Raw genomic sequence first — 23360 nt, 5'->3', positions numbered from 1 at the left:
TTCCACAGAATGGTTGTGAAAATGTGGATCGTTTAGTCAAGTAGAGCACGAAGCCGGTTCAGGGTCGCGCGGAGTTCGGGATCTTTTTCTTTTCGCTGATCGATCTTCTCAACGGCATAAAGGACGGTCGTGTGATGTTTGCCCCCGAATTCCTTGCCGATTCGGGGAAGAGAGTGATCTGTGTGACGCTTGCAGAGGTACATGGCGATCTGACGGGGTTCGGCGATCGCGCGCGAGTTGTTTTTGGATATCAGGTCAGACACCTTGATCTTGAAAAACTCGGCCACCACCTTTTGGACCCGGTTGATGGTGACGATGCGCTGCTCCGGCGACTTGATGTTGGTCAAAATCCGCTTGGCCAGGGTGAGATCCAATTTCTCACCGGTCAACGACGAGTAAGCGATGAGTCGGATCAGCGAACCTTCCAGCTCGCGGATATTCGATTTGATGTTTGAGGCAATGTAATAAATCACATCGTCGGGGATAGGTACGCCTTCGATCTCCGCCTTCTTGCGGAGAATGGCGATTTTGGTCTCCAGCTCCGGCGGCTGGATGTCGGCAATCAAGCCCCACTCGAACCGTGAGTGCAGACGTTCTTCGATGTTGGGAATCTCTTTGGGCGGACAATCACTGCTGATGACGATTTGCTTCTGGGAGTCGTACAGGGCGTTGAAGGTGTGGAAAAACTCCTCCTGAGTCCGATCCTTGCCAGACAGGAACTGAATATCGTCCACCAGCAAGACGTCGATGTTTCGGTACCGTTCGCGGAACAACAGCATCTTGTCGTAACGGATACAGTTGATCAGCTCGTTCATGAACCGTTCGGAAGACATGTAGACCAGCTTGGCCTGGGGTCGTTTCAGCAGAATGTAGTGGCCGATCGCGTGCATCAGGTGTGTCTTGCCCAACCCGACCCCGCCATAGATGTACAACGGGTTGTAAGCCGTGGACGGCTGTTCCGCCACAGCCATTGCGGCAGCATGGGCAAACTGGTTGCTGGAGCCAACGACAAAGGAATCGAAGCGGTACTTCGGATTCAACCGCACCTGGCCCAGTAGTGCCTGTGCCTGTTCGCCCGTGGCCAACGTCTTTTCCGGACGCAGATATCCGTTGGTGGTCGTGTCGTTGTCCACCAGGAAGCGGATACGGTAGCCGTCGAGATCCAGCGACTGCTGAATGCTCTGGAGCAGGTCGGAAAAGTTCTCCGTGATCCATTCTTTGTAGTATTTGTTCGGGACGCGGACGAGGATCTCGTCGGCGGTTACCCGGGCGGCCTCCGTGGATTCGAACCAGGTCTTGTAGCACTCGGACGAAACTTCGCCCTTGACCTTCTGAAGAATCTGCTTCCACTGATTCATACGGTGTCCCTTCAGACCGAAAAACCCCTCGTCCAACTCCACGTGGCTGGCATGGATTGTTTGTTTTGGACGATACGGTGAACAGCCGAGGTGCCCTATTTAAGCACAATCGCCGGCTCGGATCAAATAAAAAGCGTCTACTGCTTCTTCTGCACGACGGTCAGGACGTGACAGGGGGCCTTGTGAATCACGGCTTCCTCGATGGATGTGAAAAACAGGCGGGCGAACGCGCTCTTGGCTGAATTGCCCAGGATGATCAAATCAATGCCGTGCTTTTTTGTGAAGCGCACGATTTCCTCGACGGGATCTCCGGCGGCCGTGTGGTATGAGGCCGAAACCGATGAGAGAAATTCCGCCGGGACGAATTCCAGAATCCGCTCGCGGAGTTCATCGCTGGTGTGCCGAGGTGTGTGTAGGGAGCCGGCGACCAGGCTCGGCGCACCGGCCAGTGGGTCGTCGACGTGCAGAAAGCAGACCGTCGCCTTGAACAAGTGGGCAAACTGCACGGCGGTGCGGGCGACGTCGTCGATCAAGTCGTCAAATTCTACCGGCGCCAGGATTCTGTGAATCTGCAGCATGGTATTCTCTCCGACAAGTGGCTTGGACAGTATTATACCCGCAGGGTTTGCTGGAAAGAAAGGGGCCGTCCGGGCAATTTCCTTCGGCACTACCTGGAAGCCCGCCGGATGGTCGCCAGTGCAACGCGCACGAGCCGGCGTTCGCCGTCGGCTCATGATGTGCGGGAGATACCGAGGGCCGACCAGGCGGAGTCGGCGACCGTTTCCCACCCCCGGTTGGCGAGGGGACTCGCCGGACTCGGGTGCGGCAGGCAGCCCGTGCGGACAGAAAAACCCACCAGCGCTGTCGCAGAGCGCTGCGCCGCGAATCGCCCGATGCCGATCACCCATCGCGGGCGCAACCAGGCGACAGTGGCGCGCAAAGCCTCGTCGCAGGCGGACAACAGCGGGGCCCGATCGCGCACCGGCAGCTTGTCGGGTGTCAGGTTGGCCCCCGTGGCGCTGAAAAACGCCAAGGGACAATAATTGGCGACAAAGCCGCGCTGGAAAAATGCCGCCGGGGTTCCCCAGCGCCCCTGGATCCATCCCCAGAGACGGCGGCCGCTCACTTCGCTGCGCCGGCAGGCGAAACCGAGCACGGGCCGGCTCGGATGCTGTATAGCCGGCCGTCCCACACTAGCTTCGATACCCAGCCAATTGCGAACGGCGGACACTTCGCCGAACGGTATTCCGGTCTGCACCATGCCCCACGGACCCGGGTTCATACCCAGGAGTAGAAATTCCTTGCGGGCGGCCCCGTAGCGGCCGACGTAGGCGGCGTAAGCCGGGCGGGCATACACCAGCGGATTGTATGCACAACTCACCGGAGGGCCGAAGCGCAGGCCATCAATCCGGGTGGTCAGGCCATCGGCGATTGCCAGGAGCGGATGAATCATGCCGTCCAGTCTAGCACAGAACGGAAATCCTCATTTACTTTCCGGGATCAAGTGCTTATAATGCCGCGCTTAACGAAAACCGTCAGGAGAGTGTCCCCGTGGACAAGCCGTTCAGTGTGAAGGATTCCGTCAATCTGCCGCGTACAAATTTCAAGATGCAGGCCAACCTGGTGCAGAACGAGCCGAAGATGCTCCAATTTTGGGAGTCCATCGGATTGTATGAGAAAATTCTGCGGAAAAACGCGGGGCATCCCGCTTACATCCTGCACGACGGACCTCCGTACGCCAACGGCAACATTCACCTGGGCACCGCGCTGAACAAAGTCCTCAAGGATTTTGTCGTCAAGTACAAGTCCATGAAGGGATTCTTCAGCCCCTACATCCCCGGGTGGGATTGTCATGGCCTGCCCATCGAGAAACGGATGGAGGCGGAGCTGGGATTCGGCAGCAAGCAGATGGATATCCTGGAGTTTCGGCAGCACTGCCGCCGCTATGCCGAGAAGTACGTGGGCATTCAGCGGGAGCAGTTCAAGCGGCTGGGAGTTTTCGGCGACTGGGCCAACCCCTACTTGACAATGAGTTACTCATATGAGTCAACGATCGCCCGCGTCTTTGGCAACTTTGTCGGCATGGGCAACGTCTACCGGGGCGCCAAACCGGTGTTTTGGTGCATCTCCTGCCAGACGGCCCTGGCCGAGGCCGAGGTGGAATACAGCGATCATGAAAGCCCATCGGTTTATGTTAAATTTCCCGCCAAGTCGGACTTCGGTCGAGCGATCCCGGAGGTTGTCGGCAAGCCGCTGAGCGTGGTGATCTGGACCACAACCCCGTGGACGTTGCCGGCCAATCTGGCGATCGCGCTGCATCCGGAATACGATTATGTGGCTGTGGAAGTGAACGGCGAGGTGCTTCTGGTGGCCGAAGGCCTCCTCCCCAACTTCCTGCGGGACTGTGGCCTGGATCAGGGTGCGGCGCTGGCCCGGGTCAAGGGTGCGGTCCTCGAGGGTCAGGTCTGCCGTCACCCCTTCATCGACCGAGACTCCGTGCTGGTCCTGGCCGATTATGTCACCCTGGAACAGGGAACCGGTTGCGTCCACACCGCCCCAGGGCATGGGCAGGAAGACTATGTCACGGGCCAGCGGTATAGCCTGCCGGTGCTGTGCCCGGTGGACAACGAGGGCCGGTTTACCGACGAGGTGCCCAATTGGAATGGGATGGTGGTCTTCGAGGCCAATGAACCCATCGTCGAACACATGCAGCGGACCGGGTCGTTGATTCGGGCGAAGGCGATCAGACACAGTTATCCCCATTGCTGGCGCTGCCACAAACCCATCGTCTTTCGCTCCACTAAGCAGTGGTTTATTGCGCTGGACAAGAACAGCCTGCGCGCCAGGGCGCTGGAGGAAATCAAGCGGGCGAAGTGGTATCCGGAGTGGGGCGAGATCCGCATCACAAACATGGTGGCCAACCGGCCCGACTGGTGCATCTCACGCCAGCGGAGCTGGGGCGTTCCTATCACCGTCTTCTATTGCCGCCAATGCGGTGATGTGCTGATGGATACCGCGGTGGTGGAGCATGTGGCCGAGATTTTCGAACGCGAAGGCGCCGACGCCTGGTACCGGTACAGCAGCGCCGAACTGCTGCCGCCGGGCACGGCCTGCCCCAGCTGTCGGCACACCGAGTTCGACAAGGAATTCGATATTCTCGACGTCTGGTTCGACTCCGGAGTCAGCTATGAGGTGATCAGCCGGAACCGCCCGGAAATGCCCTGGCCGTCCGATATGTACCTTGAAGGGGGCGACCAATACCGTGGTTGGTTCCACTCGTCGCTGCTGGCGTCGCTGGGCTGCCGCAACAGCGCACCATACCGGGAAGTGCTGACCCATGGATGGGTGCTGGACAAGGACGGACTGGCGATGTCCAAGAGCCGGGGCAACGTGATCGAGCCCGAAGCGGTGATCAGTCAGTCGGGCGCCGAGATCCTCCGGCTCTGGGTGGGTTCGGTGGAATACCGCGAGGACGTGCGCATCAGCGACGAAATCCTGTCGCGGCTCCGCGAGGCTTACCGCAAGATCCGCAACACGCTCCGTTTTCTCTTGGGCAATCTGGCGGGCTTTGATCCCGCTCGGGACACGTGCGACTATGGGGCCCTCCATGAAATCGACCGTTGGGCGCTGGCGCGGCTCCACCAGTTGCTTGAACGCTGCGGTCAGGCGTATGACCGCTACGACTTTCACATCATCTACCACAGTGTGTATCAATTCTGCACCATCGACCTGTCGGCGGTCTATTTCGACATACTGAAGGACAGGCTCTATACGTCTGCGGCCGCTTCCCCGGAACGGCGTTCGGCGCAGAGCGCACTCTGGACGATCCTCGATCACCTCGTCCGTCTGCTGGCGCCGCTAATCCCTTTCACTACCGAAGAAGTATGGCAACACCTGCGGCCCGTAACGGATCTGCCGGAGTCTGTGCACCTGGCGGATTTTCCAACTCCGCAGGCCATGTGGCTGGATGAAGGCTTGCTGGCGAAATGGGACCGGCTGCTGGCGATCCGCGAACTGGTCAGCAAAGCGTTGGAGGCGGCGCGCCAGGAGAACCGGATCGGCAACTCCCTGGAGGCGCGCATCACGGTTTGTTCCGGTCCCGGAGACTTTGCGTTTCTCCATGGCATGGCCGATAACCTGCGCTACATCTTCATCGTATCCGCCGTAGATCTTGTTGAAAAACCCGGCGTCGGGGACGGCCAGCCCGAGGTGACAGTGGACAAGGCGGCTGGCGCCAAGTGCGAGCGGTGCTGGAACTACTCCACGCAGGTGGGCGCGTTCGCCGATTTTCCGACGGTGTGCGAACGGTGTGTTCCGGTGGTCCGCGCGCTGGCCGGCAAGGTTTGAGAAACACCACGCGGTCAGCCGCGACAGCCGCGCAGGCTGACCGCAGTCCCGTGCCGCCAGCACAAGGCCAGCGATAATCCGCGGACGCAAGCCGTGTGTCGAGACGGTGCTGACACCCGTATCAAAGCGCCGGTCAACGCTCGCCAGGCGGCGGGACGCCAGGCGCAATCACAGGGTCGGATGCCGGCGGATCGAGGGATCGGGCGGCGACGGCGTAATGTGGACTGAGCCAAAAGCGGCTGACCAGCTCACGGACCTGCTCCCGGCGGCCGATCCGCAAGGCGGACTCGATTTCTGCCCCGTCCCAGAGGCGAGTTTCCCACAGCCCGTTCAACACCAGCCAACGGGTCAAGGCCTCAGGCGAAGCCAGCCGGATGCTCTCGCCGAGCTCCGCCAGTTTAATGGCGGAAGCCAGCTGCCAAAGATTGAGGGGACGTTCCGGCAGGCTGTTCAACCACTCCCGCAAGGCGGCCAGTTGCCGCTGCCAACCGCCTGACGATTCTGCGACGAATTGGAGATGGATGTAGCCACGACCGGACAAAGGCTGGCTTTCCATCTCCACGGCCACCGGCGGACCGCCGGTGGAACGCTTCAGGTACAGTTGACGCAGCAGTTCCAAACGAAGAATATCCCGCTCACCCCCGTAGGGGCCAGGTAGCAGGAGGCTGACCACGGCGCAGGAGGTCGATGGCTGGTCCGGAATTTTACCGAGCGCGAACGCGCTGGCCTGGGCCGGTGGTCGGAACGGGACGAATTCCGAGGTGGAGATCAGGTCCGTGATGGGCGACAGCAGCTCGGTACCGGCAAAACGACCGACCATCGCCATCACAGGCGGATTGCGGTAGAAGCAGGCGTCATAATGCGCGCGCAGGGCGGGGCCGTCTATTGCAGCAGCGGTCCCGGCGGACCAGCGGGCGTACGGGCTGTCGGGGCCGTAGAGCGCGCGGAGCGCAGCCGCCAGCACCGCCTGTGCAGGAATCCGGTCGGGGTGGTCGACGAAGAGCGGCGCCAAGGCGGCGGCACGGGTCAGATCGGTGTCCGACGGGCTGTGGCGATGCAGGATGCGGAAGAACACGCTGAGCGCAGGTTGGCGGAAGTAGGCCGGGCAGACGAGGGTGACGAAGGTCAGCTCGGGTCCGGCTTCGATTCCGATGCGGGCGCCCAGCATCTCCAGCCGCTCCAAAAGGAGCCGATCTTGGTTGTCGCGGCAGGCCAGGAAGCGCGACCAGAGGGCCAGCCGGTTCAAACCGGGCTTGTCTGCCGGTTCTGTGTGGACGCCGCCGGGATAGCCGGCGCGCACCCAGACCAGCGGAAAACGGTGAAACTCCTTAAGGTAGGCCGATGGTCCCCGCAGGATGCCGGAGGTGACGATCCGGTCCATCTTTTCAGCGTTAAACTCCGGTTCGGGATCGAACTCCGGGACAGCCAGCGGGATATCCGGGGTGTCTTTGAGCGCTCGCGCCGCGGCATCGACCCTGTTCGGCAAGACGGTTGACAGAACCTGGCGAAAGGCGGCCGGAGTCATTATTTGACGACCGCCGCCGCCAGGCAGTTCCAGCACCAGCGCATGATTCAGAGTCAGATGAGACTTGGCGGCGTCGGCGATTTCGCGGCGGTTGGGCGCAGCCAAGCGACGTCGCCAATCGGTGTACCAGTCGGATCGAATCGGCTGGCCACGCTCCAGGATGACCTCGTGAAAGACAGGCACCTCGGCGATGGCGGCACCCAGGTGGGTGAAGGCCTGGTGTCGTGCCCGCTCCTGGTCTACGTCCAGCCAGCGGCCGGAGGCTACCAGCTCAGCCGCAGCAAAGAATCCGCCTTCCACGGCATCGAACGATTCGGTCGGGCACTGCAGTTCCACCGTGAAGACCGAGCGGTCCCGACCCACACGGAATCCGCTCCACACCAGCACCGGGACCCAAGCTGATCCCTGACGGTATTGCCGGCCGGCCACCGAGGTGAATCCGTCGGCCAGCAGGCTTGCGGACAACAGAAACGCGCCCAGGCGGGCCGAGTTCCAGCCGGGACCTTGGTAGCACACCACCACCCGCGGAGGATCCACCGGGATGTCCCATTGGGCAAAGGCGAGCGGTGCGCCAGCGGCTGTGGACGCGGCGATCGGATCCGCCGGCGGGCTGGGCCAGCCGCTGGCGCGTTGAGCCAGCAGGTTGGCGGCTTCGGCGGCATCGCCCCGACCGGTGACCACAATGCGGATTTGACCCGGATCCGCCAGGTGCGCCCGCAGCGCGGCGAGGGCCAGCGGATCCGGCGCGGTTGCGTCCAGGAGGGATTGGACGCGCTCCATCCGGCCGCCGGCCAGCACTTCGGTGGTCAGATCATCCCGGACGGCCTCCCACCCCAACGTCCGGGCGCGGACCGCCCGGAGGCGGATCCGGGCGGCTGCCTGGGCCCAAAACGGGTCTTGGACCCGGTCGGTGAACAGGGTGTCCATCAGCGTTGACAAGGCGCGAGGCAGTCCCTCGGGCCGGCAGACCAGATCGAAAACCACATGGCGGCCGTCGTACCGGACGGACGGCACGGCATCCAACGTGGCCAGGGCCTCGCGTGGCGTGTCCTCATCGGGCCGACCGGTATCCAGATACAGCGCTTCCAACCAAGACGCGCATTGCCGGCCGCGGGACAGCCAACCGGCTGGCAGGGGCAGATAGACCGAGACGTAGGTGAATTCCAGCTCGTAGCGGGGTTGGTAGATGAGTCGCAGTCCGTTGCCGAGCGTGTGGGTGGTGATTCCCTCGGGTGCCGGCGGCGGATCTCCGACTCCCTGGGCAGCGGCGGCCACGGTCAGTGCAGCAGCCAGACAGATTGTCCAAAACCCGTACCGCACCGCACGTTTCTCCTCAGTCGATGGCTAGCGACCGGCGGCAATTCGAGCCAGGACCGCGTGCGCGGCATCTAGCGCGGCCAGCCCTTCCTCGCCGCGGCAGCCGTTGGGGGCTTCTCCCCGAACCGCTCGGATGAAAGACACCAGCTCGAGACGAAGCGGTTCACCGGCCTGAACAGAGATCTCCTGGGCCACCATCTCCCGACCCACGGGATTGTCGGCGGGCTGCACCCGGCGCGACACGACGGCCTGGCGGCCGAGGTCAACGCTGAAGTATTGGCCCTCCTGGAACCAGCGGAACTTGCGGAGTTTTTCCGCTGAGATCCGGCTGGCGGTCAGATTGGCCACCGCGCCGTTGGCGAACTCGATGCGGGCGCTGGCGATATCGATCTTGCCGGTCAGGACCGGCGCACCGGAGGCCCGGATGTCCCGGATTTCCGACTGGACCAGGTGCAGCACGAGGTCCAGATCATGAATCATCAGGTCCAAGACAACGTCCACATCGAGGCAGCGGGGGACGAACACACCCAGCCGATGGGCCTCGAAAAACCGCGGATCCCGGGCCAAGCCGCGGACGGCGAGGAAGGCCGGATTGAACCGCTCCAGGTGGCCGACCTGCAGCACCACTCCGGCGTGGGCGGCTCGCCGGATGAGGTCCCGTGCGTCGGCGGGATCGGCGGCGATGGGTTTTTCCACCAGCACGTGTCGGCCGGCGTCGAGAAACGGCACGCAGATCCGGTGGTGGTCGGTGGTGGGGGCGGCGACGGTGACGCAGTCAGTCAGCGAGACAAGTTCCCGATAGTCCTCAAAAAATCGGGTCCCATAGCGTTCCGCCACGGCTCGACCTTGGTCGGGATTGATGTCGGCGACACCCACCAGGCGCACATCGGCGGTGGAGGTCAGAATGCGGGCGTGGTGCTGCCCCAGGGATCCGACACCGATCACCGCGGCCTTGATCATGATAGTTTCCTCCGCTGAATCGACAGTGAATCACGGCGGCAACGGGTGGTATACGGACCACGGGTACGGCGGGTTGCCGCCGGGTCAGTGCCGGAAGTGCCGCCGGCCGGTGAACACCATGGCCAACCCGCGGACATCGGCCGCGGCGATGACCTCTTCGTCCCGGATGGAGCCGCCGGGTTGAATCACCGCGGCGATGCCCGCATCGGCGGCAAGATCCAGAGTGTCACGGAACGGGATGAAGGCGTCCGATGCCAGTACCGCCCCGGCCAGAGGCTGACGCGATTTGGAAATGGCGATCCGGGTGGAATCCACCCGGCTGGTCTGGCCGGCGCCAGAGCCCAACAGTCGGCACTCCCGGGCGACAACAATGCCGTTGGATTTGACGTGCTTCACGCAGTACCAGGCGAAGAGCAAATCCGTCCACAACGCCTCGGCCGGCTCGCGGGCGGTCACGACACGGAGGTCTTCACGCCGGAGCGCACCGGTGTCGGCCTCCTGGACCAGGACCGCACCTTCAATGCTGCGGAATTGCAGAGCGGGCGGGCCGGGCCGGGGCGCCGGCTTGCGGATCAGCCGCAGGTCCTTCTTGCGGCTGAAGACGCCGAGCGCCTCAGGATCGAAATCGGGTGCGATGATCACCTCGACGAACAGCTTGCCGATCTCCCGGGCGGTCGGCCCGTCCACGAGGCGGTTGAAAGCGATGATGGAGCCATAGGCCGAGTCGGGATCGGTCTCAAACGCCCGACGGAACGCCTGGGCGCCGGAATCGCCCAACGCGACGCCGCACGGATTGGCATGCTTGATGATGGCGCAGGCGCACGTCTCGAATTCCACCACCAACTGCCAGGCGGCGTCCATGTCCTGATAATTGTTGTAGGAGAGTTCTTTGCCGTGCAACTGCTCCGCGGCCAGCCAGCCGTCCAGCGGTCGCCCGCTGACTCCGTAAACAGCCGCGCTCTGGTGGGGATTCTCACCATAGCGCAGGGGGCGCTGCCGACGCAGCACGTGGCAGATGAGCTCGGGCAGCCCGGCGGCAGGTGCCGCCTGTTGTACCGTGCCGTCCGTGATGACAGCGGTATTCAGATATTGGCAGATGCCTGCGTCGTACACGGCCGTGGTCTCAAACGCCTTCCGAGCCAGCGCCAGACGGGAATCCAGGGCGAGGCCGCCCGTCTCATCCAACTCCCGGATCACCCGGAGATAATCATCCGGGTCCACCACCACGGCCACGTCGGGATAATTCTTGGCAGCCGCCCGGATGAGGGTGACGCCGCCGATGTCGATCTCTTCCAGCGCTTCTGGCACGGTGATGCCACAGGCGATCCGCTCCGCAAACGGGTACAAATTCACGGCCACCAGGTCAATCGGCTCAATGCCGCGCTCGTCGAGGCTGTCCATGTCGGTCGGGCGATTGCGGCGGGCCAGAATTCCTGCGTGCACTGCCGGATGGAGGGTTTTCACCCGTCCGTCCAGCAGCTCGGGGAACCCGGTCACATCAGACACCTCGCGCACATTTAGGCCACATCCTCGGAGCAGGCGGGCGGTGCCGCCGGTGGAGATGATGGCGGCCCCATGGCGCACCAGAGCGGCGGCCAGTTCCGGGAGGCCGCGCTTGTCGTGGACGCTGAGGAAGGCGGTCCGGACACGGATCACGGCGAGCTCCTTTCGCCCTGCGGAACTTTTTTTGAGTATGAGTAGAACGGCGTACCGGTCAAGTCGCCGTTGGCCCGGCGCCAGCAGTAGAGCCACAGGTTGGCGATATCGGTGATGGTGTGGGAAAAGTGCAAGGAAGCCAGTCCGAACGCGGGAGAACGGTCATCGAACGTCCGGGAGCTGCCGCCTTCGCGGTACAGTGCCGCGATCCGGTGGGCATAGTTCCGATTGCGTTGTGCCATCGCCTCCAGATAGAGATCCGACCGGTCGTCCACAAACAGCAGGGGCGAGTAATCGTTGAACACCGCGACGAAGCGATGATGCTTGCAATCAACAAAATTATGGAAATCGGTGAAATATGCGTGTTCCTCGGCGGATTCGGCAAACTTCCCCATTGTGTTGTGGTCGCAGACGCGCCGGGCGATGGCGCCGAAACCCGCGACCACCTCGTCGAACAGGGGCGTGCCGGCTAGGCGGCGGTCCATCGCGGTCAGCTCGTTCACAAGCTCGGCCCGGGCGCCGGGCAAGTCGGCGGCCGGCGCGGTGCTCCGGAAGGCGGCCAGCAGCACATGCTGCCGGCGTTCCATGATGTCCCGCAGCGCCGGAGGCATCAGCTTCCGGGCGCTGATGACGACGGCGTCCGGGGGCGGGCCGGGTTCAACCGGTGCCGGGGCAGACCCGGCCGCACTGACCACCAGGAGCCAGTACAGGCCGCAGCATGCTGTCGCCATCCCGGCAGCAGGGCGGTTTCGGGCGTTGTGGCGGCCAGGTATCGGTGCGGCTGAACGTAAGGGGGTCCAGCGACGGAATTCCCTGATCATGCCGATGAATATAGCATAGCCCGGACAGTATTTCCCTGCAAAAAACCTCGTTGAATCCGGCGCCTGTTTTGTTATAATGCCGTCTTTTCGGGACTTGGATTTCTGGCCATTGGTTGGAGGCAGGCATGTTAAATTTCATCCGGGACAAGAAAGCGAAACTGAAATGGGTCCTCTGGCTGGTCATCATCGCACTGGGCGCCGGCATGGTGCTCATGTTCGTCACCACGCCGTCCGGAGGCGGCGAGGTGGAGATGGGTAATTATATTGCCAAAGTCGGCGACCACGAGATTTCCGTCAACGCCTACCGCTCCAACCTGCTGACGGTCCTCAACATGATGGGACCAGATGCCCGGCGCGACGAAAACGCGATCCGGCAGTATGGCAACATGGTGCTGGGCCAGATGATCCGCACGGTGGTGCTGTCGCAGGAAGCGGCCCGGAACGGCTTCACCGTGTCGGACGAAGAGGTGATGAACACCATCGTTAACAGCCCGGGGTTCAACATCGACGGCAATTTCATCGGCACCGAGGAATACAAATCCAACCTGAAGCGGCTGGGCATCTCGCCGGAGGAGTACGAAGCCAACGTCCGGCGGAACCTGCTCAGCCAGAAACTGCAGGACTTCCTGGCCAGCTCCGCGGCGCTCTCCGAACAGGAGATCCAGGCCAAGTTTGTGGAGGAAAACGACAAAGCGAAGATCCGCTACGTCACGTGGGGCGAGTATGCCTATACCCCCAAGGTCGTGTATAACGAAGCGGACGCCCGAAAGTACTACGAGTCAAATAAGAACAATTACAAAATCGACGAAACGCGCCAATTCAAGCTACTGATCCTGGACACCAACAAACTGGCTGCGGCGCTGGCGGCGTCGGTCACCGACGCGGAGATTCGTGCCGATTACGAGGCCAACCGCGCGGAGCGCTACCAGGAGATGGTGCGGGCCTCGCACATCCTGATCAAGGTGCCGGAGAACGCCACTCCGGCCGAAGTGGAACTGCTGCGGCAGAAGGCCGCCACCGTCCGCGAGCTGGCCCTGCGCCCCGGGGCCGATTTCGCCAAGCTGGCAGAGCAATACTCCGAAGACGAGGGATCGGCGAAACGCGGCGGCGATCTGAGCTTCTTCCCTCGCAACCGCATGGTCAAGGAGTTCGAAGATGCGACCTTCGCGCTGAGCAAGGGGCAAATCTCCGAAGTGATCAAGTCCCAGTTCGGATTCCACATTATCCAATGCACCGACCGGCGCGATTTCGATTTTTACCGCTCGGTCATCGCGCGTAATCTGAGCCGCGTCAGGGCCGAACAGCAACTGGAAGGCTCTGCCCGACAGGCGCTGCAGAAAGCCCGTGAGAGCAAGAATCTCGAGGCGGTTGCCAAGGAGTTCGGCGGCACCGTGGAACTGTCCAATCCGTTCAACAAAACCCAACCCGATTATTCGCTCGGCCTGCCGCCCGACAAGATCGACACGCTTCTCGCGTTGACGCTCAACGAGGTGGGCGATCTCCAGCAAACCAGCCGGGGTTTCGTGATCCCGCAGCTCGTCAAGATCATTCCGCCGCACGTCCAGGCGTTTGACAAGGTGAAGGTGCAAGTGGACCGCGATTACCGGACCGCCAAGGCCCGGGAACTGGCTGCCGCGGATGCACGCGTGTTCCTGGCCGAGCTCAAGGCTTCGGGCGATCTGGACAAGACCGCCGCCAAATACAAGCTTACCGTTGAGACATCGGAGCTGTTCAATGTCAGCGGGTCCATCTCGAACCAGCTGGGAGCGTCGCCGGCACTGGCGCTGGAAGCCCTCCGCATCGAGCCGAACGGTGTGGGTGGGCCGGTGTCGGTGCGCGACAACCAGGTGGTTTTCCAGGTCACGGAGCGGGTGAAACCCGATCTGTCAAGGCTCGCCGCGGAGCGGAAAGCGCTGGTCGAAAAACTGCTGGGCGAAAAACGCCGCCAGCTCACGGACGCGCTGCTCAATTCCCTGGTCAAACGGTATCAGGATGACAAACTCATCCAGGTGAACCAGCCGCTGTTGGACCGGATTCTGGGTTAAAACAGATAATAGAATCGTTTCAGGTGTACCATCGCCGGGGTGTTGCCCTGGCGATTTTATTTTCAAGGGGATGCCACTTTCTGGGTGTCTGCCACCATTTGATCGGCCCGGAGTGGTGTGCTATATTGGGCTGAGTTTCAATGCCTTTCGCTCCGCAGGAGGAAACATGCCGGAACGCCCCGGGATGTTCAGCGCGGCGACAGAGAAGCGGCCATTTCCGTGGAAGCGGCTCTGGCTTATCGTCTCGGCGGTGATCGTGGTCGTGGTGGTGATTGGTGCCATCGTCCTCGTTCAGAAAAAGGGCCCCCAATATCGGGAAGGCCGCACCATCCACGCCGGCGTACTGCGACAGGGCGAGCCAGGCTTTCCTGATTATCTGCCGTACCTGAGAATCGTCAACGCCGGGGGCATGGTGTCCGAAAACCTCCTGGGGGGACAGCAGGCAGTGGTTGCGGGGACCCTGATCAACCAGGGAAACCGCCTGGTCGAAGTGGTCGAAATCCGGGCATCGCTCTACGATGCCCAGGACCGGCTGGTGCAGCAATTCGTTAAAACCCCCATCCAACCGGATTTTCCCCTCCAGCCCATGGAGATGCGGAAGTTCAGCCTGTGGGTGGAGCCTTTTCCGCCCCAGTGGCTGACGGGCCGCATCGAGGTTGAGCTCCATGGATATCGGGTTCGCCGATAGCCGCCGTTGGCTCTGGCAGACCGAATCCCAGACCGCAAGAAGGAAAACGCATGAAGCGCATCGCACCCGTCACCATGGCCCTGCTCGGCGGCGCCCTGCTGCTGATCGGCTGCGCCAGAGAAGCTGAAGAGAAACGACGCATTGAGACGGAGTTGCGGGTCCTCCAGTGCGAGGCGGGCCGCTGGGCCGGCGCCGATGACTTTCTGCCGCGGCTGTTCTTGGACCACGCCCAGGAGCCGGTCGTGCGCCGTCGTGCGGCCTTGGCGATGGGCCGGATCGGCCAACCCGCGTTTCTCGCCACGTTGCAGCAGGGGCTGAGCGCCACGGATGCAGAGTTGCGGGCCGCCTCCCTGCTGGCCATTGGTGAGATCCTCGATGCGGAAAACATGGGTCTATACGATGCGGCGCCGAACCCATCGGTAATGGATGCCATCCACCGCTGTCTGGCCGATCCGGCTGCGATCGTCCGCGCCCGCGCGGTGGAGGCCTTGGGCAAGACCGGGCGGCTGGAATTTCTGCCCCCGCCGGCTGCGATCGCGCCGGACCCGGGTCAGTTGAACGAGGAGACCCAGCAATTCTACGCTCGGGAATGGATCAAAGCCGCCGTCCGGGTGGAGCAGGCGGCAGCGGTCCCGGCCATGATCCGCCTGCTTCCGAGCCCGGTGGGCGGCACGGCGGGGCGGATGCTGGCTCGCCTGGCTCGCCGACGGTCCCTGGTGCTGAATCTGCCTGCGGGTCTCCTGAGCAGGCTGCTGGTGAGTCCTGATCCCCTGGTCCGGTCGGGCGGACTAGACCTGGCACCGCTTGTCCAGTCGCCGCCGGACGCGCCAACGTTGTCTGCACTGCTGGCCGACCCGGACCACGGCGTTCGTGTCCATGCGCTGGGCGCGCTGGGCCGCCTGAAAACCACGGCTGCCGCAGCCGCGATCATCAGACACGGCGAGTCGATCCTGGCGCGGTCCGAGCTCAAGGGGAGCGTTCGTCACGCCTACTTGTGGAAGGAGCTCGAGGCGGCGGTTGACGCCCTGGGCCGGGCCGGCGATCCGTCGGGTTATACCGCGGTCCGCCGCTGGATGACGGTTGACGGCTTTCTGGCGGCGCGGGGCTTCCAGGCCCTGGTGGCTGGCGATCCGGCCACCGCGATGCCGCTACTGATGGATGTCGCGCCGCTCAGCGACCAAGCTTCGGCGTTGCATTGGATCCAGGCGGCGGCCGCCAGCCAGGATCCGGCGGCACTCGCCTGGCTGCGTGGATTGGAACAGGGACAGTGCCCCAATGGCTGGCACGCGGACTGGGTGGCGAGCGCCCGGCCGTTCTATGTCAGTCGGTTGCTGGGTGCAACTCCCGGCGAGCCGACCGAGGTCCTGCGCCTCCTGGCGGACCCCGATCCGTTCGTCCAGGCGGCCACGCTGGACTGGCTTCGCGAAAAGGTCCCGGCGCTGGATGCGAAACAGACCGAAGCGGTGTGCCGCCTCGTCGCGAAGGGCCTGAACGGCGACGCAGCGGATCCGCTGATTGCGGCGGTGCCCCTGCTGCCGCGGGCCGGCGAAACCGGACGCAACCTGCTCATCCGGCTGCTGTCGTCTCGGTACTACCCGGTCCGACTGCGGGCCGCCCGCACCCTGAAGCAGATGGGCGAGGCGGATCCGTTTGCACGGATCGTTCCGATGCCCACGGCGCCGGAGGATTTTTTCCGGAATTTTCTGAAGCGCGGCCGGTACGGCTGCCAGGTGGAAATCCGAACCAACAAGGGCTCCTTCTTTCTCGAACTGTTCCGTAACGACGCGCCGCTGACGTGCATGAATTTCCTAAGCCTGGCCGGCGAGCGCTATTTCGATGGCATCATGATCCACCGGGTGGTCCCCGATTTTGTGGTCCAGGCCGGATGCCCGCTGGGCACGGGCAACGGTGGCCCGGGTCAGTTGATTCCGTGCGAAGTCAATACGCTGGTCTATGACAGGGGCATGGTGGGCATGGCCCTTTCCGGCCGCGACACGGGCGGGAGCCAGTTTTTTGTGACCTTGTCACCCCAGCCGCACTTGGATGGCGGATACACCATCTTCGCCCGGGTGTCGGGAGGCCTGGAGGTGGTGAACAATCTGATCGAAGGCGACCGGATCGAAGGAATCGAGATTTTTTGGGATATCCCGTGGGAAGAAAAACGGCCCCTCAGGATCTGACGCACAGCCGAACTGTCCGCGTTTTTGTGGAGGGGGGCGTCGCCGGGCAGGAAGTCCGGTTGGGCGTCGAGGAGGTTCGGCATTTGTTCCGGGTGCTCCGGTTGCGAGCCGGGGCCCGCGTGACGGGTTTCGACGGCGAGGGGCGGGAATACTCGGGGGTGTTGTCCGTGCTGGATGCGCACGCAGGCCGGCTCCACATCACGCAGGTTGTGACCGTGCCCCCGCCCGAATTGCCTGAAATCTGCCTGGCCCCGGCGTTGATCCGGCCCGATGCCTTCGCGTGGATCATCCAGAAGGCGACGGAACTGGGTGCGGACCGGCTGCTGCCGCTGGTGGCCGACCACTGCTCGCGAACGGACGCGCGCGACGCTTCACCCTGCCGGCGGATGCGGTGGGAGCGGATCGCGCGGGAGAGCCTCAAGCAGTGCGGCCGGAACCACCGGTTGCAGATCGCCGAACCGGTTTCCTCCCGCGAACTGCTGGGGAACCCGCCTGGCGGCGAGGCCTGGCTCTGCCACCCCGCCGAAGCCGAGCCCCTTCTCGCCGACGCGGCGGAGGGCCAGCGACCGATGCGGGTCATCGTCGCCGTGGGACCCGAAGGTGGTTGGAGCGAGGACGAGGTCAGCATCGCCCGGTCGGCCGGATTCCGGCCCGTTCATCTGGGCCAGTATGTGCTCAGGGCCGAAACGGGCGCGCTGGCGGCGCTGTCGCTGGTGATGAGCCGGTGGCGGTGGCGGTGAAATTGGTGGGATATCGTCTCGGAGGAAGACAAACATGATGTGGCGCGTGTTGGTGGTGACGGCGTTCTTGGCGGGATTCGCGGCGGCTCAGGAAGCGGCTCCTCCGCCGACCGGTTCACCCGTTTCGCCGGCCAAACGGGAACTGGTGCTTCAGATCATCGCCATCATTGAACCGGCCAAGCTCACCGGTGAGATTGAAACGGCGCTCATTGCGGATCTGGAGCGGCGTTATCCTCAGATCCTGGCGCAGGTGGTGCCGGGACTCACCCGGCCGGAGGAGGAATCGGCGAGAAGCGCCCACGACCGGGCCGTGGCTGAGAGTTTCCAGCGCGTCGCCAAACGCTTCCGGACGCTGTATGAGGAACGGATCCAGCTTGCCCAGATCCTTGAAGAAATCTACATGCCCCTGTATGATAAGTATTACACGGACGCGGAACTCCAGGACCTCCTCACCTTCTACCGGACGCCCACCGGCGGCAAAACGTTGCGCGTCACGACCCAGCTGGTCCAGGAAGCCGTGGACGGGTCCAACGCCCGATTGATGCCCCAGTTGCTGGGAATTTTCCAAGAGGTGATGGAGGAGGAGAAGGCGGCGTGGCCGAAACCTGAGCCGCCCCGAGAGCAGACGCCGAAAGATGCGCCGGTAGAGCCCCCGCCTCCTGCCGCGGGCGCCCATTCGTGAATCAAGAGGTGAACATCATGGAATCACAACCCGCCACCGTGCCCGAGGCGCCGGAACAAGCCGTGCAATTGTCGGCGCATGACCGGGAGCGGATCGACGCGATCAAACATCAGACCGATCTGAGCCAGAACCAGGCCATCCTCGAGTACGGCGCGGACGTTCAGGGCAAGATCTCGCATTTTGCCGATCAGGTGCTCGGCGAGGTGCGGGCCAAGGATGCCGGGAAGGTGGGCGACATGCTCACCGATCTCCTCCTGCATGTCAAGTCGGTCAAGGTCCACCGTCTGGCCGAAGGGCCAGGCTTCCTGGCATCCCTGCCGCTGATCGGCGGCCTGTTCGATCGGATCAAGCGGTTCATGGCCGAGTATCAGTCGCTCAGCACCCAGATCGATCGGATCGCCGGTCATCTCGACAAGGCGCGGAACCAGCTGCTGCAGGACGTCTCGCTGCTGGACAAGCTGTTCGAGCAGAACGTGCTCCACTTCAAGGATCTCGAGGTCTACATCCAGGCAGGCGAGGAAAAGTTGGCGGAATTTCAACGGACCATTCTGACCGACGCACGGGCGAAGGCCGAACACAGCGGCGATCCCATTGACATCCAACGGGCCGACGATTTGGGCCGGCTGGCGAACCGCTTCGAAAAACGGCTCCACGACCTGAAGCTGAGCAAAACGGTGTCGCTCCAGACGCTCCCCCAGATCCGGCTGATCCAAGCCGGCAATCAGGAGCTGGCTGAGAAGATCCAGAGCTCTATTCTCAACACCATCCCGCTGTGGAAAAATCAGATGGTGATCGCCATCGGGCTGATCCGCCAGAAGAAGGCGCTGGAGTTGCAGCGCGAGGTGTCCGCGACGACCGACGAGCTGCTGCGGCGCAACGCCGAACTGCTCAAGGAGAGCACGGTGGAGATCGCCAAGGAAGCGGAGAAAGGAATCGTGGATGTGGAGACCGTCCGCAAGGTCAACACCGACCTGATCACGACCATCGAGGAAGTGATCCGGATCCAGCGGGAGGGCCGCAATCGGCGCCAGGCGGCTGAGCAGGAACTCGTCCGCCTGGAACAGGAGCTGAAGGACAAACTGGCCGCCACCGGCAAATAGGCGACGGTCCGATCCGGGTGTCAGTCGATACCCCGCATGAAACTCAAAGTTCTCCCCGAAGATTTTTTGGTCGAGGAAGTGCTGAGCACGGCGATCGGCCGGGAACCAGCGGCGTTCCGCGTGTACCTACTGCGCAAGCGGAGTTGGGACACCTTCGACCTGCTGGATGTACTTGCCCGACGGTTGCACGTTCGCCGTGGTGACATTTCGCTCGGCGGCATCAAGGACCGCCACGGCGACACGACGCAACACGTGGCCGTACCCGACCGGGCCGACTTGCCGGACGTGGTCACCGACGTCAACTACGAACTGACCGCGGTGGGATTCTCACGCCGGCCCCTGTCCGCCCGGGACGTGCGCGGAAACCGCTTCCGGATCACCCTGCGGGACGTCGCTCCGGGCGAAGCGGCGGCGGTGCGCGACGCAGCCGCGGCGGCGGGGCGCGACGGTTTTCCGAATTACTTCGACGACCAACGTTTCGGTTCGGCTCGCCACGGTCGCGGTTTCATGGGGAAAGCGATCTTCCTGGGCGAGCGCGAGCGGGCGCTGCGGCTGTTCTTCGAGCCGTCCCGCTGGGACCCGCCGCGGGAGCGCGCGCTCAAGGCCGCCGTGCTGGCCCACTGGGGGCGCTGGCGCCAGATGCCGGATCAGCCGTTCGGTCCGTACCGGAAGGTCCTGCAGGTTCTGACCACCGAGTCCTTCGAGCGGTCGTACACCCGGGCGCTGGCGGCCGTCGACAAGGATCGGCTGCAGATGGCGCTCAACGCGTATCAATCGTTCTTGTTCAACGAGATTCTGTCGCGATGGCTGCTCCGCCGCCACCCGGAGGCGGACGGCCCGCTCCGCCGCCGCCGCTATCTGGTTGGGGAAATGGTTTTTCCGGAGCGCCTCTCGATGGAATTGCGGGCGGAGCTCGGAACCTTGAAACTGCCGGTGCCGGCATCTGACAGCGTGATCGCCGATCCGGCGATCCGGGCGATGGTGGAGGATGTGCTTGCCGAAGAAGGCATCCGCCTCGATCATCTCCGGGTAAGAAAAATACCCGGACTGTCGGTTCAGGCCACGGAACGGTCCGCGTGGGTGCTGCCGGAGGGACTGGCGGTGGCTCCTGCGGAACCGGACGACCTCAATCCGGGACGATGCGCCATCGGTCTGGATTTCTTCCTGCCGAGGGGCGCCTACGCCACGGTGCTGATCAAGCGTCTGGGTGGCTGATCGGCAACCGTCCATCCGCGACGGCATGGGGTTTGACTCCGGCGTGCGGGCCCCGGTCAGTTCGGAACACCCGCCACCCGATTGATCCCTGCCCCGTTTCACGGTAGAATAGTGCCCATCGATCGGTGATTCTTCCTTTGACTGGCTGACATGCGCAGAGTTGTGGTGATCAATTTCAAGGGCGGAGTGGGCAAGACCACCACGGCGGTCAACGTGTCCTTCGGGCTGGCCGAACTGGGCTTTCACGTCCTGTTGGTGGACAACGATCCGCAGGCCAACGCCACCTTTGTGCTGGACCGGAAATTCAGGTACAGCCTGACCGAAGTGTACCGGGAGGAAGTGCCGCTGGAGCAGGCCATCGTGAACGTGCGGCCAAACCTGGACCTCATTCCAGCGTCGAAATCGCTGTCCAACATCAACACCTGGCTGATCGAGAACAGCATTCCCAACCGGGCCCAAGTACTGGACCGCGTGCTGGCGCGGGCCCCGGAATACGACTTCATGATTATGGACACGGCGCCCAGCTTCTCGCTCCTCAACGCGAACGCGATCTCCTACGCCCGCGAAGCATGGGTGCCGGTGGCCATGGAATACCTTGCGCTGGCCAATGTCCGGGAGTTGATCCACGTGTTTTCACGGGCCGAGGTGCATCTGGCCCGCAAGATCCCCATCAGCAACGTCATCCCCTATTTTGTGGATTCCCGCAACAAGAAGACCCGCCAGATCATGCGGATGCTGCAGGACATCTTCGGCGACAATCTGACCAATCCTATTCACACGAACGTCAAGGTGTCCGAGGCCTGCTTCCATTTCAAGACGGTTCTGGAATACGATCCCGAGTCCCGCGGCGCTAAGGATTTCAGATTGCTCATCCGGAAGATCGTCGAAGAGAATTCCCGTTACCAATCCAACTGACCGCCCGATTCCCGCGCTCTGACGTCGGGCGAATATCGGGCTGTCTTCAGGCGAAGCCGGTCCGATTCACCGTTCGCAACCGGCCACACTCCGGCGGGGTGTCCTCAAGAGTTCATGAAAAAATTGTGAAAACGTAACGCGTTGGTTTTAATAAGCGCAACAAGCGGCGTTTCAACGGGATCGATAGTACGGTGTCACACACAGGGCGTGTCGGCTGGAGGCAAGCCGAATGGCGGATCTGCGGAATTGGTAACGGTGCCAATTCTCCGTGACCGATTCGCTCGGGCGGGGGGCGCTGCGGCCATGGACGAAAAACACCGGTCGTCACCGGACCATCTGAGTCGGAAGAACGCGCGTTTGCGGTGGGCGATTGAGGAACTGTCCATTCTCAACAAGATCGCCACGGCCATCAACTCAACCCTGTCGCTGGACCGGACCCTGAGCCTCACTCTCCAGAAATGCCGAAAGCACCTCAAGGTGGAACAGGGGACCATCCTGCTTCTGGATGAACACGGCGGCGACAACCCGTTCCGCACCACGGTGCGCAAGGCCGGCACCGACGGCGAAGCGCTTCCCTACCGGCTGAACGAGCAATTGGCCGGCTAAATGCTCAAATATCACCGGCCGCTGCTGGTGCAGGACCTGCTGCGGGACGAACGCTTCCACGTGCCCGGCAATCAGGAATTTCCCATCCGGTCACTCCTGGGCGTGCCCCTGATGTCGAAAGGTCGAATGATCGGCATGCTGGCGCTGTTCAACAAAAAAACGGGAGACAGCTTCACCGACGATGACCAACGATTGCTGAGCATCATTGGAGCCCAGGCGGCGCAGGTGATTGAGAACAGCCGGTTGTTTGAGGAAGAGCAGGCCCTGCAGCGGATGCAGGAGGAACTGCGGCTGGCCTTCGAGCTGCAGGTCAATCTCCTGCCGAAACTGCCGCCGACCATCACGGGCTATGACATCGCCGGTCGCAGCCGGCCCGCCCGCCAGGTGGGCGGGGATTATTTCGACTTCATCGAGGTGCAGCAAGACCACGTGGCGTTCTGTCTGGGCGATGCCACGGGGAAAGGCATGCCGGCGGCGATGCTGATGGCCAATCTCCAGGCCACGATCCGGGGACAGGCCAAGGTCAGCGCCAGCGTCTCCGATTGCCTGCAGCGGGCCAACACCATGCTGTATCACAGCACGTCGGCGGAGAAGTTCGCAACCCTCTTTTTCGGATGTCTCGACACATCCGCTCACCGGTTCTGCTTCGCCAACGCCGGACACTGCCCGCCGATCCTGATGGATGCGGCCGGCGCCGCCCGCCGGCTGACTCAGGGCGGAATGGTGCTGGGTTGTTTGGAGGATTCCGCCTATTCGGACGACGCGGTGAGACTCCAACCCGGAGACGTGTTGACGCTGTTCTCCGACGGGGTCACCGAGGCGATGAACGGGCAGGACGAGGAATTCGGCGAACTCCGCTTGGAGGCGGTCATCCGCGACAACCGGGAGCAGCCGGCCGAGGTGTTGATCGAAGCGGTGTTTCGGTCGGTTTGTGAGCACGCGGGCGATCGGGCCCAGGCCGATGACATGACCGCGGTGGTGTTCAAGCGGTGTGTCGACCGGTCTGGAAACGGCATGGCAGATCTGCGGCAAGGAGGCGGCAATGGGGCTGTTCCTCCGGATGCTCAAGCTGAAGTTGCATCCCGAGTTCGTGGATCTCATGCAAGAGTTCTACACGGGGCGGGTGCTGCAGGCGCTGCGGGCGCAGCCCGCTCTATTCGAGGCGGTCCTCCTGCTCGCCCGCACCGAACATGAGCGCAACCGGC

Annotated in this window: 18 protein-coding genes; 11 read left to right on the top strand and 7 right to left on the bottom strand. The window is 62.9% G+C overall.

Annotated features, from left to right (window positions below):
* Positions 1-32 precede the first annotated feature (32 nt).
* From dnaA to GX414_03760, 3 genes are all read right to left on the bottom strand, one after another.
* Positions 33-1358 (bottom strand): chromosomal replication initiator protein DnaA, encoded by a 1326-nt coding sequence (gene dnaA, locus GX414_03770; GenBank protein ID NLI46203.1) that lies wholly within the window; start codon positions 1356-1358, stop codon positions 33-35.
* A gap of 137 nt (positions 1359-1495) precedes the next feature.
* Positions 1496-1936: a universal stress protein gene (locus tag GX414_03765; GenBank protein ID NLI46202.1), complete on the bottom strand. Its 441-nt coding sequence runs from the start codon at positions 1934-1936 to the stop codon at positions 1496-1498.
* Positions 1937-2088: 152 nt separating this feature from the next.
* On the bottom strand, positions 2089-2808 hold the full coding sequence (locus GX414_03760) for a single-stranded DNA-binding protein (GenBank protein NLI46201.1): 720 nt from the start codon (positions 2806-2808) through the stop codon (positions 2089-2091).
* A 158-nt stretch (positions 2809-2966) separates the two neighbouring features.
* Between GX414_03760 and ileS the strand changes: the two genes are divergently transcribed.
* Positions 2967-5705, top strand: coding sequence for an isoleucine--tRNA ligase (ileS, locus tag GX414_03755; GenBank protein ID NLI46200.1), 2739 nt, complete (start codon positions 2967-2969; stop codon positions 5703-5705).
* A 133-nt stretch (positions 5706-5838) separates the two neighbouring features.
* Here ileS and GX414_03750 read toward each other — a convergent pair whose 3' ends face one another.
* From GX414_03750 to GX414_03735, 4 genes are all read right to left on the bottom strand, one after another.
* Positions 5839-8550 carry an insulinase family protein gene (locus tag GX414_03750; protein NLI46199.1) on the bottom strand — a complete coding sequence of 904 codons (2712 nt, stop codon included), beginning with the start codon at positions 8548-8550 and terminating at the stop codon, positions 5839-5841.
* 24 nt (positions 8551-8574) lie between these two features.
* The gene (locus GX414_03745) at positions 8575-9507 is read right to left on the bottom strand and encodes a Gfo/Idh/MocA family oxidoreductase (protein NLI46198.1); all 933 of its coding nucleotides are present in this window, start codon (positions 9505-9507) and stop codon (positions 8575-8577) included.
* Positions 9508-9591: 84 nt separating this feature from the next.
* Positions 9592-11160 (bottom strand): bifunctional phosphoribosylaminoimidazolecarboxamide formyltransferase/IMP cyclohydrolase, encoded by a 1569-nt coding sequence (gene purH, locus GX414_03740; protein ID NLI46197.1) that lies wholly within the window; start codon positions 11158-11160, stop codon positions 9592-9594.
* Positions 11160-11894 carry a hypothetical protein gene (locus GX414_03735; GenBank protein ID NLI46196.1) on the bottom strand — a complete coding sequence of 245 codons (735 nt, stop codon included), beginning with the start codon at positions 11892-11894 and terminating at the stop codon, positions 11160-11162. The genes purH and GX414_03735 overlap by 1 nt, the downstream gene beginning before the upstream one ends.
* A gap of 215 nt (positions 11895-12109) precedes the next feature.
* On the opposite strand from GX414_03735, the gene GX414_03730 reads away from it, so the two are divergent.
* The 10 genes from GX414_03730 to GX414_03685 all read left to right on the top strand — a co-directional run bounded on the left by GX414_03730 (position 12110) and on the right by GX414_03685 (position 23349).
* Positions 12110-14029 (top strand): hypothetical protein, encoded by a 1920-nt coding sequence (locus GX414_03730; protein ID NLI46195.1) that lies wholly within the window; start codon positions 12110-12112, stop codon positions 14027-14029.
* A gap of 166 nt (positions 14030-14195) precedes the next feature.
* On the top strand, positions 14196-14717 hold the full coding sequence (locus GX414_03725; protein NLI46194.1) for a hypothetical protein: 522 nt from the start codon (positions 14196-14198) through the stop codon (positions 14715-14717).
* A gap of 50 nt (positions 14718-14767) precedes the next feature.
* On the top strand, positions 14768-16897 hold the full coding sequence (locus tag GX414_03720) for a hypothetical protein (protein NLI46193.1): 2130 nt from the start codon (positions 14768-14770) through the stop codon (positions 16895-16897).
* Positions 16867-17637 (top strand): 16S rRNA (uracil(1498)-N(3))-methyltransferase, encoded by a 771-nt coding sequence (locus tag GX414_03715; protein NLI46192.1) that lies wholly within the window; start codon positions 16867-16869, stop codon positions 17635-17637. The genes GX414_03720 and GX414_03715 overlap by 31 nt, the downstream gene beginning before the upstream one ends.
* A gap of 34 nt (positions 17638-17671) precedes the next feature.
* Complete coding sequence (locus tag GX414_03710; protein ID NLI46191.1) at positions 17672-18319, top strand: DUF2059 domain-containing protein; 648 nt, start codon at positions 17672-17674, stop codon at positions 18317-18319.
* Between the two features lie 17 nt (positions 18320-18336).
* Positions 18337-19419 carry a toxic anion resistance protein gene (locus GX414_03705; GenBank protein ID NLI46190.1) on the top strand — a complete coding sequence of 361 codons (1083 nt, stop codon included), beginning with the start codon at positions 18337-18339 and terminating at the stop codon, positions 19417-19419.
* A 36-nt stretch (positions 19420-19455) separates the two neighbouring features.
* Positions 19456-20634 (top strand): tRNA pseudouridine(13) synthase TruD, encoded by a 1179-nt coding sequence (gene truD, locus GX414_03700; GenBank protein ID NLI46189.1) that lies wholly within the window; start codon positions 19456-19458, stop codon positions 20632-20634.
* 150 nt (positions 20635-20784) lie between these two features.
* A complete protein-coding gene (locus tag GX414_03695; GenBank protein ID NLI46188.1) occupies positions 20785-21549 on the top strand; it encodes a ParA family protein in 765 nt (254 codons plus the stop codon).
* A 303-nt stretch (positions 21550-21852) separates the two neighbouring features.
* Positions 21853-22155: a hypothetical protein gene (locus tag GX414_03690; protein NLI46187.1), complete on the top strand. Its 303-nt coding sequence runs from the start codon at positions 21853-21855 to the stop codon at positions 22153-22155.
* Positions 22156-23349, top strand: coding sequence for a PP2C family protein-serine/threonine phosphatase (locus GX414_03685; protein NLI46186.1), 1194 nt, complete (start codon positions 22156-22158; stop codon positions 23347-23349).
* The last annotated feature ends 11 nt before the right edge of the window (positions 23350-23360 follow it).

The organism is Acidobacteriota bacterium, assembly GCA_012517875.1.
Taxonomy (GTDB): Bacteria; Acidobacteriota; JAAYUB01; order JAAYUB01; family JAAYUB01; genus JAAYUB01.
Note: the sequence above shows the minus strand (reverse complement) of the source record. Positions and strands in the feature narration are given on the sequence as shown.